At 45.7% G+C, this 14,278-nt stretch carries 11 protein-coding genes and 1 pseudogene; 7 read left to right on the top strand and 5 right to left on the bottom strand.

Translation table 11 applies throughout. The annotated features are described in order from the left end of the window. Nucleotides 1-50: 50 nt before the first annotated feature. Complete coding sequence (locus tag B9J84_RS08390) at nt 51-1,166, bottom strand: GNAT family N-acetyltransferase/peptidase C39 family protein (RefSeq protein ID WP_088721260.1); 1,116 nt, start codon at nt 1,164-1,166, stop codon at nt 51-53. A gap of 70 nt (nt 1,167-1,236) precedes the next feature. On the opposite strand from B9J84_RS08390, the gene B9J84_RS08385 reads away from it, so the two are divergent. The 4 genes from B9J84_RS08385 (at nt 1,237) to B9J84_RS08370 (ending at nt 5,413) form a co-directional block, all read left to right on the top strand. Then, nucleotides 1,237-2,688: a RimK family protein gene (locus tag B9J84_RS08385; protein ID WP_017046561.1), complete on the top strand. Its 1,452-nt coding sequence runs from the start codon at nt 1,237-1,239 to the stop codon at nt 2,686-2,688. A 66-nt stretch (nt 2,689-2,754) separates the two neighbouring features. Continuing rightward, nucleotides 2,755-3,696: a zinc transporter ZntB gene (locus B9J84_RS08380; protein ID WP_019282337.1), complete on the top strand. Its 942-nt coding sequence runs from the start codon at nt 2,755-2,757 to the stop codon at nt 3,694-3,696. 10 nt (nt 3,697-3,706) lie between these two features. After that, nucleotides 3,707-4,258: a gamma-glutamylcyclotransferase family protein gene (locus tag B9J84_RS08375; RefSeq protein WP_047690998.1), complete on the top strand. Its 552-nt coding sequence runs from the start codon at nt 3,707-3,709 to the stop codon at nt 4,256-4,258. 156 nt (nt 4,259-4,414) lie between these two features. Then, entirely contained in the window at nt 4,415-5,413 is a 999-nt protein-coding gene (locus tag B9J84_RS08370) for a substrate-binding domain-containing protein (protein ID WP_026027964.1), read from the top strand. Between the two features lie 69 nt (nt 5,414-5,482). On the opposite strand, the gene galM is transcribed toward B9J84_RS08370, so the two are convergent. The 4 genes and pseudogenes from galM to galE all read right to left on the bottom strand — a co-directional run bounded on the left by galM (nt 5,483) and on the right by galE (nt 10,009). Continuing rightward, on the bottom strand, nt 5,483-6,517 hold the full coding sequence (gene galM / locus B9J84_RS16345) for a galactose-1-epimerase (protein ID WP_404206644.1): 1,035 nt from the start codon (nt 6,515-6,517) through the stop codon (nt 5,483-5,485). A 30-nt stretch (nt 6,518-6,547) separates the two neighbouring features. After that, nucleotides 6,548-7,699: pseudogene (gene galK, locus B9J84_RS16340) on the bottom strand (galactokinase); the annotation flags it as partial. A 189-nt stretch (nt 7,700-7,888) separates the two neighbouring features. After that, entirely contained in the window at nt 7,889-8,941 is a 1,053-nt protein-coding gene (locus tag B9J84_RS08360) for a UDP-glucose--hexose-1-phosphate uridylyltransferase (protein ID WP_094123937.1), read from the bottom strand. A 54-nt stretch (nt 8,942-8,995) separates the two neighbouring features. Further along, complete coding sequence (galE, locus tag B9J84_RS08355; protein WP_094123936.1) at nt 8,996-10,009, bottom strand: UDP-glucose 4-epimerase GalE; 1,014 nt, start codon at nt 10,007-10,009, stop codon at nt 8,996-8,998. A gap of 292 nt (nt 10,010-10,301) precedes the next feature. Here galE and B9J84_RS08350 point away from each other — a divergent pair, with 292 nt between their 5' ends. The 3 genes from B9J84_RS08350 to B9J84_RS08340 all read left to right on the top strand — a co-directional run bounded on the left by B9J84_RS08350 (nt 10,302) and on the right by B9J84_RS08340 (nt 14,248). Further along, nucleotides 10,302-11,612 (top strand): MATE family efflux transporter, encoded by a 1,311-nt coding sequence (locus tag B9J84_RS08350; protein WP_017046555.1) that lies wholly within the window; start codon nt 10,302-10,304, stop codon nt 11,610-11,612. 114 nt (nt 11,613-11,726) lie between these two features. After that, nucleotides 11,727-12,875, top strand: coding sequence for a chromate efflux transporter (gene chrA / locus B9J84_RS08345; RefSeq protein ID WP_094123935.1), 1,149 nt, complete (start codon nt 11,727-11,729; stop codon nt 12,873-12,875). Nucleotides 12,876-13,099: 224 nt separating this feature from the next. Further along, entirely contained in the window at nt 13,100-14,248 is a 1,149-nt protein-coding gene (locus B9J84_RS08340; RefSeq protein WP_013856135.1) for an HD domain-containing phosphohydrolase, read from the top strand. The last annotated feature ends 30 nt before the right edge of the window (nt 14,249-14,278 follow it).

Here is a 14,278-nt window from a genome sequence, read left to right as displayed (position 1 = left end):
CTCAATAAAAAACAGTCATTATGACTCAATGAATTCACTTAAACTCTATCTTAACCAGTGGTTACACGCATGGCACTGCTGTTCGAGCTAATCACCACACAAGCCGTCTGTTTTTGTTTACCAAAACCGATGATTTGTGACAGCGCTTTTTTACCGACCGGAATGAAGGCCGAAGCCATCGCATCCGCTTCTGTTTCTGCATGTGGATCGTGAATGAAGAAGAATTTATCGCTCATACCACTGAGTACGATCCAATGCGGCTCTTTCTTACCATCGAAACGATAAGTGCTGATGAGTAGCAGCACACATGCTCCTTCCGTCACCCACGCTTCCAGTTGCTCTTGACTCGGTGGTGCATCAATCATCGCCACATCTTGATGACTAAGCTGCTCACAAAAATCAAGATGAACCAATTCGATAACTTGTTTTTTATTGGCATCTCGCACGCTATCAATAAAAGGCGTGCTTTTGGATTGGCTCCACAGCTCCACATGATAACCGCGTCGACTAGCAGCCAATGCTAACCCTTGACCACTGCACCCACCGTGCCCCGCCGCCATAAAAATCGTTGTTGCTTCTCGCCACAGTTGCAGCTCAGCGGTGCGACTCGGCTCAAACGATTTAGACAAGCAAGAAAAGCTCATCAGCAAGCATGCCGCACCGCAAGTAAATGGCGTAGTCTGAACATAAAGTGGCATCGGTAATTGCACCTTAGGCCCTTGTGGCGACAAGCGTTTTTGCATCCGGCGTCCATTACACAAATCATCGTAATAATGGATAAGAAATTTCAGGGTTTTATAGCCCATTTTTTCATATAAATTTATCGCTGCCGTATTGTCTTCACGCACTTCTAATCGTAATGTAGTGGCACCTTGATCAAGAGCAGCACGCTCGCATTGCTCGACCAAATTTTGAGCAATCCTCCGGCCTCTGAAATCAGGTTTTACGGCAATCGAATACAACCTTGATAGCTGTGTACCTTGATGAAATAGTAGCAATGCATATCCAGCCAGCTCTGTGCCGGCATCGGCCACAAACAACACCGCTTGGTTGGAATGTAAAAAACGCTTCATTTGACGTGGAGAGATTTTATCTCCGTCAAACAGCTGTTGTTCTAACGCATTAAGAGCAGTGAGATCAGCACTTTTCGCAAGACGAAAGTCCATACGACGTCCTTAAGTGGTTGGCAAGATTGCGGCTCAATATTATTCCTATTGATTAAGGAAAAGAATAGCAATGGCAAACCTTTTGATCGTGACCGACCAGTCCAGTGACTGGCAACAATATTTCCCCTCAGAGCAAGTGGTAAGTGTAGACCAATACCTCAACAGTAATGGCACCCATACTCATCGCAGCCTGCAAGTGGTCAACCTGTGTCGCGATTATGGCTACATGAGCAGCGGCTATTACTGCTCGCTGATGGCAGAGGCACGCGGCCACCGCGTTATCCCTCGAGTGATGGCAATCAACGACATCAATCAACCCTTTTTACTCTCTTCTGGCTTATTGAAACTCAATAAACTGTGCGCCCAAACCGATTTTATACAGTGCAAAATTTATTTTGGCCGCACCGCAGAAAAAGGCTTGGATAAACTGGCTCGCCGTCTGTTTGAACAGTTTATGGTGCCCGTTATTGAGTTGGAAATGAACCGCGTTCAAGGGCAGTGGCAAATCAGCAAAATTGGCCCTTTCCCATTCCAAGATTTGAACGACCAAGAACAAGATTTCTTCGTCGAATCATTAGAGCTGTTTTCAACCAAAGTTTGGCGTAAACCGAAGCAAGAGAAAAAGTACCGTTACGATATTGCCATGCTGGTGGACGAAGAAGAGAAAATGCCACCTTCTGATCCCTCAGCATTAAAACGTTTTCGCCGCGCCGCAAACCGTTTAGGGGTTAACCTAGAAACCATTTCACCGGATGACTTATCGCGTTTGGGTGAATTTGATGGCTTGTTTATTCGCGCCACCACGAACATCAGTAATTACACTTACCGCTTTGCAAAAACGGCTGAGAAAATGGGCTTGGTGGTGATGGATGATTCTGAATCGATCATGAAATGCACCAATAAAGTGTTCTTAACTGAGTTGTTGCAACGCAACAAAGTGCCTGCGCCAAAAGGCGTGATTTTGCAAAGTTTTGATGAGCAATGGAAAAGCAATGTCATGCAGGAGTTGAGCTTTCCCATGGTATTAAAAATTCCAGATGGCGCATTTTCACGTGGCGTGGTCAAAGTACGCGACGAGCAAGAGCTGGAACGCGAAGCCGGCGCACTGTTTGAAAAAAGTGCTCTGATTTTGGCACAAGCCTTCATGCCAACTGACTTTGACTGGCGCATCGGTGTAATGAACCGCCAAGCCATCTTCGCCTGCAAATACATGATGAGCCGCGGCCACTGGCAAATTTATCAACATCACAACAGTGGCCGAGTCTCTTCTGGCGGCTTTGAAACCTTGGATTTAAAGCAAGTACCTAAAAACGTGGTTGATGTTGCCTTAAAAGCGTCAAACCTTATCGGCAGTGGCCTGTACGGCGTTGACTTGAAAGAGATTGATGGCCAAGTTTATGTAATTGAAGTGAATGATAACCCTAGTATTGATCACCAAGTTGAGGATGCGTTTTTAGGCGATCTTCTTTACGATAGGATCATGACTGAGTTTCTGCGCCGTATTCAAATGCGCGGCTTCTGATCTCAATTGGTATAATCTACTGCTCCTCAATGCTGAGTCATTGAGGAGCAAGTGATAAGGATATTCATGGAATTTTTGATCGACCAGTGGCATTTTTCTGCATCCGCTCCGCAGCAAAAACTCAATAGCGCTTCACTGATTGAAGCAGGGAATTGGTATCACTGCCAACGCGATATTCCCGGTTTAAAAGAGTGGTTGCTGCAGTATCAGATCCCCATTTCAATTGTCGACAGCCTCTTAGCAGAGGACACTCGCCCACTGTTTGAGCAATACGATGATGATAACTTTTTACTGATTTTGCGTGGCGTCAACATGAACGACAACGCCAACCCAGAAGATATGTTGAGCGTGCGCATTCTCTATTTCAATGGCGCGCTGTTTTCAACCCGAAAAATCCCGTCAAAAGCCGTCAATGTAATCCGTGACCTACTGCAGGCCGGGCAAGGCCCGCAAACCCTTTCAGATGTACTCGTGCAGATCATTGATGGTTTAAACAAAAACATCGATAACTACTTAAACAGCATTGAAGCGAAAATCACCCAATACGATAACGAGATTGAACTCAGTGACGAGCTGATGCAGACGCATAAAGCGCTGCTCAAAATCAAACGTTTTATCAAACCTCAGCAATACGCCATCGATGATTTCAGTGATTCCAAAGTCTCGCTGGCAAATGATAAAAACTTGCGTCTGCGCCACAGCGTTAACACCATCACACGCATTAATGAAACCCTCGATTTTTACCTTGGAGAGCTCGAACTGATCAAAGGGGAATTACGTCAATATCATGCAGAGAAGATGAACCAAAACACCTATTTATTCTCGGTGATTGCGGCGATCTTTCTACCAACAAGCTTTTTAACTGGCTTACTTGGGGTTAATGTCGGCGGTATTCCCGGCACTGAATCCCCCGTTGCTTTTGCTCTCTTTTGCATCGCACTGGTTGGTATTTTTGGTTTAGAGTTTTGGATTTTGCATCGGTTACGTTTTTTCAATAAGGAGTCGTAATTCACTGATGATGTATATTTTTGGTTATGGCAGCTTGATCAACTCCGCTTCTCGCCAGTTAACAGGGCAAACAGGAAGAGCTATTCCCGTGGTCGCGCATGGTTTAGTTCGTTACTGGGGAAAAATTGATGAGAGCTACATATTGTCACCTTTGGTGGTGAATGAAGGACAAGGGCAAGTCAACGGCGTACTGCTGGAGATCGATGAAACCGCTTTGGCAGAATTTGACCGTCGAGAACGTGGTTATGAGCGAGTGCCCCTCAACGCTAATCAAATCGAGAGTGATGACGCTTTTAACCTCCAATGTCCGATTTGGGTTTATGTCAAAGAGGCACCAGAGCCTCCCTGCGAGCGAAGCCCTATCGTACAAACCTATGTCGATACCGTGCTGGCTGGTTGTTTAGAGTTTTCAGAAACCTTTGCGCGCCATTTTATTGAGCACACGGTTGGCTGGCAACATCCGCTGATTAACGATCGCCTCGCGCCGAAATACGGTAATTTAGCAGGGGTAGAGCCCTGTCATCATGCGATCATTGATGAGCTGATTGCTACGGTACGTTAGCGCCTTAGCTTTTATTCCAATTTTAAACGTTTACATTAATTAGAAGCCTTGATTTACCTGTATAGAAAGTCGTAATTATCACATTGATTGCATTGTTCGTTTGCCTTATTTACACCACCATTGTTAAATACAGCGAGCAATAGCAAGAGGTGTAATATGGCTACCATAAAAGATGTAGCTCGCGAAGCCGGTGTGTCAGTGGCAACGGTTTCACGAGTCATCAATAAATCCCCTAAAGCGAGTAAAACATCGATTGAAGCGGTCACCGCCGCAATGAGTTTACTTGGTTATCGGCCTAACGCCGCCGCACGAGCTTTAGTCAGCCAAAGTACCGACACCATAGGCGTGCTAGTCAGTGACGTTTCCGATCCTTTTTTTGGCATGCTCGTGAAAGCGGTCGATAATGTGGCTCATGACAATGGCAAGCATCTATTGATTGGCAATGGTTATCACCGTGCTGAAGAAGAGCGCCAAGCGATTGAACTGTTGATCAACAGCCGTTGTGACGCTTTGGTGATTCACTCGAAAGGTTTATCGGATCAAGAATTGATCGACTACGCCGCCGAAGTGAAATCGATGGTATTGATCAACCGTCATATCCCGCAACTGGCTAACCGCTGCATCTCATTGGATAACTACAAAGGTGCTTATTTGGCGACTGAGTTTTTGATCCGCCACGGTCATAAAAAAATCGCTTGTATTGGCTCTTCTCATTCGATTGAAGACGCTACAGATCGCGTAGCTGGTTATCAAGCCGCGTTGAAAGATCACGGTATTGAGATCGCTCCTAATTACATCGAGTTGGCCGAACCACACAGCGAAGGTGGCGAGCAAGCGATGACTCACTTGCTGATCCGTTCGATCGACATGACTGCCGTGGTCGCCTACAACGACAATATGGCAGCGGGCGCGTTAAATGTGCTTGAGGAGAATGGTGTAAAAAGCCCTGAGCAAATTTCAGTGATCGGCTTTGATGATGCGTTGATCGCACGCTATATTCGCCCAAGGCTGACCACCATCCGCTACCCAATCGAGATGATGGCTGAAAAAGCCGCTAAACTGGCACTCCAATTAGCCCGTGGCGAAACGATAGAAAAAGAACCGATGATTTTCTCACCGACTTTGGTGCGTCGAGATTCGGTAGAAAAAATCTGACGCACTCAGGTTACACTTTCACTCGCCACTTTGGGCATCAATACTCAACATCTAAGCGATGTACCCACCTTAAACGTCAAATTGGTAAATGGTGGTATGAGTATATTCTTGCCCTGGCAGAGTAATACAGCTGGGTTGCTGCCATTCGGCATGATTGGGAGCATCCGGCAAGTATTGAGTTTCTAATGCGACCCCCGCATAGCCTTGATAAACCCCACCGCGCCGATTGGGCGTCCCCGATAGCCAATTTCCACTATAAAGTTGTATGGCAGGCTTAGTCGTAAATACGCTCATAGTTACCTTTGCATCTGGTGATTTCAGTTGCGCGGCGCACACGGTTAAATCAGCTTTATCAAGCAATAAATAACTGTGGTCATACCCTTTGCTTGCTTGTTGCTGCTCATCTTTGAGTAAGTCACGACCTATTGATTTTGCAACGCGAAAATCAAAGCCCGTGTCGATGACAGATTTTGGCCCTGACAATGGGATTCCATGTGGATCTGTGGGTAAAAATTGATCGGCTTTTATAAAGAGTGAATGATCTAAAATCGTATGATCACTCTCTGCGCCTAGCAAATTAAAATAGGCGTGGTTGGTTAAATTAAGCGGCGTTGGTTTATCTGTGGTCGCTAAATAGCGGAGGATCAATTGATTATGATCGTTCAGTTCATAGCTCACGGCAATGTCAACATTACCGGGAAAACCTTGGTCACCATCCGATGAATGGATTGAAAACGTCACTTGTTGAGCACTTTTGTGAGCAATAGTCCAACGACGCTGATCTAACCCTTCAAGACCACCATGCAAACTATTTCCAGCTTGGTTGGTCGTCACTTGATAGCGTTGATCATTTAATTCAAATTGGCCTTTAGCGATCCGGTTGGCATAACGTCCCACAGTGACGCCCATATAGCTTTGTTGTTTCTGGAAGTCGCTCATGGTGGAAACACCCAGCAGAACTTCTCTGCGTTCCCCATCCTTAAGCGCCAACTCACAACTGAGCCATGTTGCACCAATATCCATTAATACTACGCGGCTACCAATGCGGTTAGTCAAACTGACAAGTTGTGCCGGGCGGCCATCATAAGCTACTTGCTGAGTCATAGTGTGAACAAGTGAAGATGTGCAGCAAGCCTCCACTAGACCAGCGCCTTCTTTTGCTTGGCAGACGTAAATCGACGCTTTGAGGCCAGTCGCCACTTCATATTTCTCATCGACAGCCGCTTTCACTGCATCAACCAATGTCGGTGGGACAAGTGCCACAATACAGCCACCAAAGCCGCCCCCAGTCATACGCACACCGCCTTGGTCACCAATCACCTCTTTGATGATATCAACCAAGGTATCAATCTCTTTGACCGTAATTTCAAAATCATCACGCATCGATGCGTGTGATTGAGCCATCAGCTCGCCCATGCGCTTCATGTCGTGGGCGCGCAACGCTTGGGCCGCTTCAACAGTACGGTCATTTTCAGTAATGATGTGACGAGCACGTTTAGCCACCAACTCATCAAGCTCAGAAACTTTTTGGTTAAACTGTTCAATGCTTACATCACGCAGCGCTTTGACGCCAAAAATACGCGCAGCCTCTTCACACTGCTGACGGCGGGTGTTGTATTCGCTATCCACCAAGCCGCGTTTTTTATTGGAGTTGACGATCACGACGGCCATCTCTTCTGGCATTGAAACCGCTTGTGTTTCTAGGCTACGGCAATCTAAAAGTAGCGCGTGGTTTTCACGACCTTGCGCCGAAATCATTTGATCCATAATGCCGCAATTACAGCCGACAAATTCGTTCTCGGCCTGTTGGCCATTTAGTGCAATTTCCGCTTGAGAAATATCCAGTTGATAAAGTTCTTTAAAAGTTTGACCGATCACGACCTCAAGCGCAGCCGAAGAGCTAAGCCCTGCTCCCTGTGGAACATTACCGCTGACAGTAATATCCGCCCCGGTAAACGAGTACCCACGCGCAAGCAAACATTTCACCACGCCGCGAATGTAGTTCGCCCACATTTTGTCTTGTTGGAAAGTAATCTCTTGGGTGAGGTCAAACTCATCAAGTGCATTGCCATAATCAACAGACACGATGCGGACTAAATTATCTTCACGCTTGGCAGCCGCTACCACAGTTTGATAGTTAATTGCGCAGGGGAGCACAAAACCGTCGTTATAGTCGGTGTGCTCACCAATCAAATTTACACGGCCTGGCGCTTGGATGATATGACTAGGCGCGTAGCCCAACACTTGCTCAAAAGACGCTTTCACATTTTGGATTAAATCAAACATTTGCATTCCTAAACTCATAAACTGGTTTTCATTTCTCATTAACCACTTAGCGCTATGAAAAAAACTTTGTTAAGCCCAAGTCGTTGGAGGTGCAGCGAGGTGATAAGTAAATTCAGCCAATGAACATAGATTACCTATGTTCTTAGGGTGCGTTTACGCAGCAACAAAGCTACAACTTCACAGATGACGTTACTGCTCTTTGTAGTGAACATCACTTAGCTCGCGCAGACGCTGCGCCGCTTGTTCTGCGGTTAAATCTCGTTGGCTTTCAGCCAACATTTCATAACCCACCATAAACTTACGAATCGAGGCACTGCGCAGCAGTGGTGGGTAGAACAGTGCATGCAGTTGCCAATGGTCAATGTTCGTACCCTCTTCAAAGAAAGGCGCGTAATGCCAGCCCATAGAATAAGGGAAAGAACATTGGAACAGGTTGTCGTAACGGCTGGTCAGTTTTTTAATCGCAACGGCGAGATCGTCACGTTGCGCATCACTCAACTCACTCATGCGACGGATATGCATTTTTGGCAGCAACATGGTTTCAAATGGCCATGCAGCCCAGTAAGGCACAACAGCCACCCAATGCTCTGTTTCCAGCACAATGCGTGAGCCATCTTTCAGCTCAGCTTGCACATAATCCACCAGCAGGTTACTACCCTGTTGTTGGTAATACGCTTTTAGGTTGTGCTCCTTGCGTTCAATTTCATTGGGTAAGAAGCTATTAGCCCAGATTTGGCCGTGTGGGTGAGGCTGGGAACAACCCATGGTTTCACCTTTGTTCTCAAATGCTTGCACCCAAACGTACTCTTTACCTAACTCTTCGATTTGATCGTTCCACGTATCAATCACGCTGCGAATGTTGCCCACGGGTAACTCTGGCAGAGTTTTGCTGTGATCTGGAGAGAAACAAATCACTCGGCTCAAACCACGTACACCTTGAGTTTTGAATAGAGGGCTATCGGACTTCGGTGCATCTGGTGAATCCACCATCAGTGCTGCGAAGTCGTTGTTGAATACGTATGTACCTTGGTAGTCTGGGTTGACATCACCAGAGATACGCTCGTTTGTCGGACAAAGAAAACACTTCTCATCATAACTTGGCAGTTCATCTACCGCTGGCTTTTCATCAGCCCCGCTCCAAGGGCGTTTAGCGCGATGTGGTGAGACTAAAATCCACTGCCCCGTGAGTGGGTTGTAGCGACGATGTGGATGATCCACTGGGTTAAATTCAACATTCGACATATTGCTTACTCAATTATGCTATTTGATAGTCCGGCGCGTCACGCCGGATAAAAACTAGTACCCTTGCGGGTTATTGGATTGCCAATGCCATGTATCAGCAGCCATTTCATTGATACTGCGCATCGCCTTCCAAGCCAGATCTCGCTCCGCTTTTGTGGTACTAGCCCAACACTCGGCAATATCACCCGGGCGGCGTGGGCAAATCTCATAAGCAATAGGAACACCACTTGCTTGAGCAAAGGCTGAAACTATCTCTAACACACTCGATCCGTTACCCGATCCAAGGTTGTAAATATGCCTTCCCGCTTTCATCGCAACCGTATTTAAAGCGGCCAAATGGCCATCGGCTAGATCCATCACATGAATGTAATCACGCACACCCGTACCATCCGGTGTGGGGTAGTCGCTACCAAATATGGATAACTTCTCGCGGCGACCTACCGCAACTTGGGCAATAAACGGCATCAGATTATTCGGCACACCTTGCGGGTCTTCGCCCATAGTGCCAGAAGGGTGAGCTCCCACAGGGTTGAAGTAACGCAGTAAGGTCACACTCCAATCTGGCTCAGCAACCACTAAATCCGACAGGCACTGCTCAACCATATATTTGCTACGACCGTAAGGATTGGTGGTTGATCCGGTTGGAGAATCTTCAGTTATCGGCACGATTTCAGGATCGCCATACACTGTCGCCGATGAACTGAATACAATACTTTTCACTCCAGCTTTACGCATACTGCGCGCTAGCACCAACGAACCATTGACGTTATTGTCATAATATTCGAGCGGTTTTATCACGGATTCACCGACAGCTTTTAAACCTGCAAAATGAATCACAGCATCAATATTATGTTCAGCAAATACCTTATCGAGAAAGGCCTCATCACGGATATCACCATGATAAAACACGGGCGTTTTATCTGTCAGTGCATGGATACGGCTTAATACTTCAATCTTCGCGTTAGATAAGTTGTCAACGATAATGGGGTCGATACCCGCTTGTATCATTTGTACACAGGTATGACTTCCGATATAGCCCATGCCGCCCGTCACTAATACTTTCACCATACTCTCCTATTGGGATACCGATAGAGGTTGATTCTCGCTTTTGAAAAAGTCTAACAGCCTTACTCGCTTTCAATCTGTGATCAAAACACCACAATGTAAACGTTTCCACGAAAACTCTAAAACAATTCCCTTCACTTAACTGATTTTATTTAAATTACGTATACAATACGCACAGGTAGGCTCTAGTGAGATATTTTGCAGCCCACCACCTTGCACCATCATCTTCTCTAGTTCGACTTACCTTGCTGAGTTTTAGCCCATGACCCAAAGCCGTGTAGAACTGAATAACCGAATGAATATCGTCACTTTGACTTGGCCGATCTTTATTGAGATTTTATTACGGACGGCGATTAACACCAGTGATGTGTTTATGCTGAGTAGTTATTCAGACAAGGCTGTATCAGCGGTTGGGGTTATCACTCAAATCAATTTTTTCTTGCTGATTGTCTCAATGATGGTCAGCAGTGGTACTGGGATCCTAATTGGGCAATACAATGGCTCTGGCCGCCAAAGTGAATCGGCACATGTTGGGGTGGCCAGTTTACTGCTTGGATTAATCATTGGCTCATCGCTCAGTTTAGCCGCTTATTTGAGCGCTAATTCAGTCATGAATGCCTACGGCCTAGAAGCGCAGGTTGCACAATATGGCTATGAATATCTGGTTATCAGTGGCAGCTTTACAGTAAACGTTACCATCGGCATTGTACTGGCGACGATTTTGCGCAGTAACGGCTACTCCAAAGCGCCGATGTTCATTAATTTATTTGCCGGATTATTGAATATCATCGGTAACTATATTGCTATTTTTCAACCCTTTGGACTGCCCGTCTACGGTGTACAAGGGGTTGCGATATCAACAGTGTTCAGCCAAATTGTCAGCACTATTTTGCTGTACTACACCGTTAAGTACTACCACATATCACTACCGGTGAAAGAGTGGAAAATCATCCCGAAGCCGCTATACCAGAAGATCATCAAGATCGGCATGATGAATGCGGGAGAGATTCTTTCCTATAACATGATGCAACTGACGGTGATTTTTTTCGTTGTAAAAATGGGCACGGCTTCACTGGCCGCGTTTACTTATGCGCAAAATATTGCCCGTCTCGCCTTTGCATTCTCAGTGGCTCTTGGGCAAGCCGGGCAAATTCAAACTAGCTACTACATTGGTAAAGGTTGGGTGGATGAGATTCTGACTAAAGTACAACAATATTTTGTGGTTGGCTTTCTCGTCTCCAGCACATTGACGATCTCAATTTATCTACTGCGCGCTGACATCATCGCCCTCTTCACTTCTGATCCTGAGATAACGGCCTTGGTCGCAGGGTTAATTGCTGGCTCCATTGCAATGGAAGCTGGGCGCACGTTTAACCTAATTTTTATTGCCGCACTCAAAGGCGCAGGAGACATTCGCTTTCCAGTGCAGATGGGCATATTAAGCATGTGGACTTTTGGCGCAGGTTTAACTTACTTATTTGGCCTACATTGGGGATGGGGAGTTATGGGTGCATGGGTGGCCATTTCGGTGGATGAATGGTTTAGAGGCATCATCATGTTTAGGCGTTGGCGATCTAAGGTTTGGACTAAGTTTAAACTCAGTTAACCCATGCCTGTCTGTTTATCGTTTTTCTGCGGTTTACAAATGGTTAAGGATTAAATTTGAATCTGCTCAAACATCCTTTTAAAGTAGCGAAACAACGTCTCTTTAAGAGTGCTTATGCACATGTTTACTATTTTCAAAACTTTTTTTCTGCTTGGGTGGATAAGCTTTGGTGGGCCAGCCGCTCACATTGGTTATTTCCGCAATACATTCGTTGAAAAATTAAAATGGATTGAAGATAAAGAATACGCACAGATCGTTGCCTTAAGTCAGTTTTTGCCAGGGCCAGGTTCAAGCCAAGTTGGGTTTGCACTAGGATACCATCGTGGTGGCTTATTGGGTGGATGCGCCGCTTTTGCTGGTTTTACACTCCCTTCGGTTTTGATCATGGTTGCCCTTGCCATCGCCAGCAGCCAATTACTACAAACCCCCTTATTTCAAAACGTGATTCACGGCTTAAAACTGCTAGCCGTTGTGGTTGTCGCGGATGCCACATGGGGAATGTATAAAAACTTCTGTAAGAATCGCTTAACCGTTGGGTTGTGTGTGGCCACCGCTGTGATGCTGATTGTTGCACCCAGTATTGGAACGCAAATCGGAGTTCTCATTGCGGCAGCGCTGATCGGAGTGAAATGGCTCCCTAGTCAAGATTTAGCCACTGAACGTTCATTTGTCCCCACTTTCATCCCTTTCGCTCTCTTTATTGGCTTACTGGTCGGTTTACCTTTTGCCGCCCACTTAATGCCTGAAATCGCTCTATTTAACCACTTTTATCAAGCGGGTAGCTTAGTGTTTGGCGGTGGGCATGTCGTGCTTCCATTGCTGCAAAATTTAGTTGGCGACGCACTTGACCCGGATCTGTTTTTAACAGGATATGCCGCAGCACAAGCGGTTCCTGGTCCAATGTTTACCTTCGCCACTTACATTGGTTACGCTCTACTACCACAAGCGCCAATCTTAGGCGCAACGCTGGCGACCATTGCCGTCTTTTTGCCGGGTTTTTTGTTACTGCTCGGCGTGCTTAAAAATTGGCAAGCCTTAGCAAACTATCGATCAGTATCAGGAGCAATAAACGGTGTTAACGCCGCCGTCGTTGGTTTGCTGCTCTCAGCCTTATATCACCCTGTATTTACAAGCTCGGTCAGCAATCATCTAGATATGGCGATCGTTCTGACCGGTTTTTACCTACTAAAACAGCTCAAACTGCCTATTGTCTGGCTGGTTATATTCTTTATGCTCAGTGGTATTGCACTTGGATTAAACTGAAACTGGCCATACGCCTTGTGACTAAACATGGCGTCAAATAGCCGTATTTATCTAGTGACCCAGCGTCATCCAACGGCTTTCCAGTACCACCTCATATTGCTTGATTATATAACCCATTTTTTAGTTAAATTTAACGCACGCATCGCTTATCTGTTCTAAACTTATCAATTAGAAGAGCCTCTCCATTTCAACCTTGGAGACCCTGTAGCGCAGAGGAACACGCGATGGATACGCATAGCAAAGGTTGCGAGCACGCCTATTTTCCACATGTTGGTCCACTCAATAAGCAACTGGCTAACATACACCAACGAATGCAAGTCAAAGTCCCAGAGATTGACCGTATCTCTTTTGCGCTATACGACCATCACCATGATAATTTGAAAACCTACGCCGACAGCACCTTTCACGGGGGTGAGCTTATACATTACGAGTTTCCACTTGCTGAGCTTCCAGTCCTTAAGCAATGCGCACAAAACGGCCAGAGTCGTAGCGTTGAAAATATCCCAATCCAATTGAAGCCAGACTATCCTCATACTCGCTGGCTAATTGAGCAAGGTTATTGTTCATCACTGGCGATTCCGACTTACCACCAGCAAGCATTTATTGGCTTTATTTTCCTCAACTCGTGTCAAAGCCATTTGTTTACCGAACAGGTAAAGCAGAATGTAGAACCTTTTATTGAGATGATTCGCTTTGCAGTTTGCTCTGAATACGATTTAGTCCACACTATTTTAGAGACTGTAAATTTGACTCAAGCGCGCTCCCCAGAGCATCAACTGGAATCGAAAGAGCATAAAGAACGTATTAGCTGTTATGCCAAAGTCATCGCTACTGAGGTTGCTGACATTTATCAACTGGATGATGAAACCATTGATAACATCATCCAGTTTTCGCGCTATCACGACATAGGCAAACTTGCCCTACCGACCAGCTTATTACTTAACCCAAATACATTAGATAAACCAGAGCGTGCTCAACTGTATAGCCACATAGAAAAAGGTATTGAAATCATTAATCAAATTATTGATGACATAGGTACACCTGATCACCCTTGCATATGCATATTAAAAGAGATCGTCGCTTATCATCATGAGTTTTTGGATGGCAGTGGCTATCCTTACGGCCTAATGCAAGACAATATCCCGATATCGGCACGCATTATTGCTGTTGCCAACGTCTTTGATGCCTTAACAAGCCATCGTCCATACAAACAAGCTTGGTCTGTTCCTTTTGCCCTTCTCGAACTGGAAAAAATGGTCGTGAGCGGCAAGCTTGATAAACACTGTGTCAATGCCCTTCGCTATCATCAAGATTACTTAAAACATGTGATTGATATTCACCCAGAAATCGACCCGAAGGATAGATTCAACTGAACAGAAATAAACGTCACTCTGAGTTAATAG

Source organism: Vibrio sp. V03_P4A6T147 (genome assembly GCF_002241085.1).
Taxonomy (GTDB): Bacteria; Pseudomonadota; Gammaproteobacteria; order Enterobacterales; family Vibrionaceae; genus Vibrio; species Vibrio anguillarum.
This window is presented reverse-complemented; position numbering and strand designations above follow the sequence as displayed.

Bases quoted from the DNA above. Each gene is read 5' to 3' on its own strand.
- B9J84_RS08375 (WP_047690998.1), top strand. From the start codon at position 3,707: ATGTATATTTTTGGTTATGGCAGCTTGATCAACTCCGCTTCTCGCCAG.
- galE (WP_094123936.1), bottom strand. From the start codon at position 10,009: ATGGTGAAAGTATTAGTGACGGGCGGCATGGGCTATATCGGAAGTCAT.
- B9J84_RS08380 (WP_019282337.1), top strand. From the start codon at position 2,755: ATGGAATTTTTGATCGACCAGTGGCATTTTTCTGCATCCGCTCCGCAG.
- chrA (WP_094123935.1), top strand. From the start codon at position 11,727: ATGCACATGTTTACTATTTTCAAAACTTTTTTTCTGCTTGGGTGGATA.
- B9J84_RS08370 (WP_026027964.1), top strand. From the start codon at position 4,415: ATGGCTACCATAAAAGATGTAGCTCGCGAAGCCGGTGTGTCAGTGGCA.
- galM (WP_404206644.1), bottom strand. From the start codon at position 6,517: ATGACTCAGCAAGTAGCTTATGATGGCCGCCCGGCACAACTTGTCAGT.
- B9J84_RS08340 (WP_013856135.1), top strand. From the start codon at position 13,100: ATGGATACGCATAGCAAAGGTTGCGAGCACGCCTATTTTCCACATGTT.
- B9J84_RS08385 (WP_017046561.1), top strand. From the start codon at position 1,237: ATGGCAAACCTTTTGATCGTGACCGACCAGTCCAGTGACTGGCAACAA.
- B9J84_RS08360 (WP_094123937.1), bottom strand. From the start codon at position 8,941: ATGTCGAATGTTGAATTTAACCCAGTGGATCATCCACATCGTCGCTAC.
- B9J84_RS08350 (WP_017046555.1), top strand. From the start codon at position 10,302: ATGAATATCGTCACTTTGACTTGGCCGATCTTTATTGAGATTTTATTA.
- B9J84_RS08390 (WP_088721260.1), bottom strand. From the start codon at position 1,166: ATGGACTTTCGTCTTGCGAAAAGTGCTGATCTCACTGCTCTTAATGCG.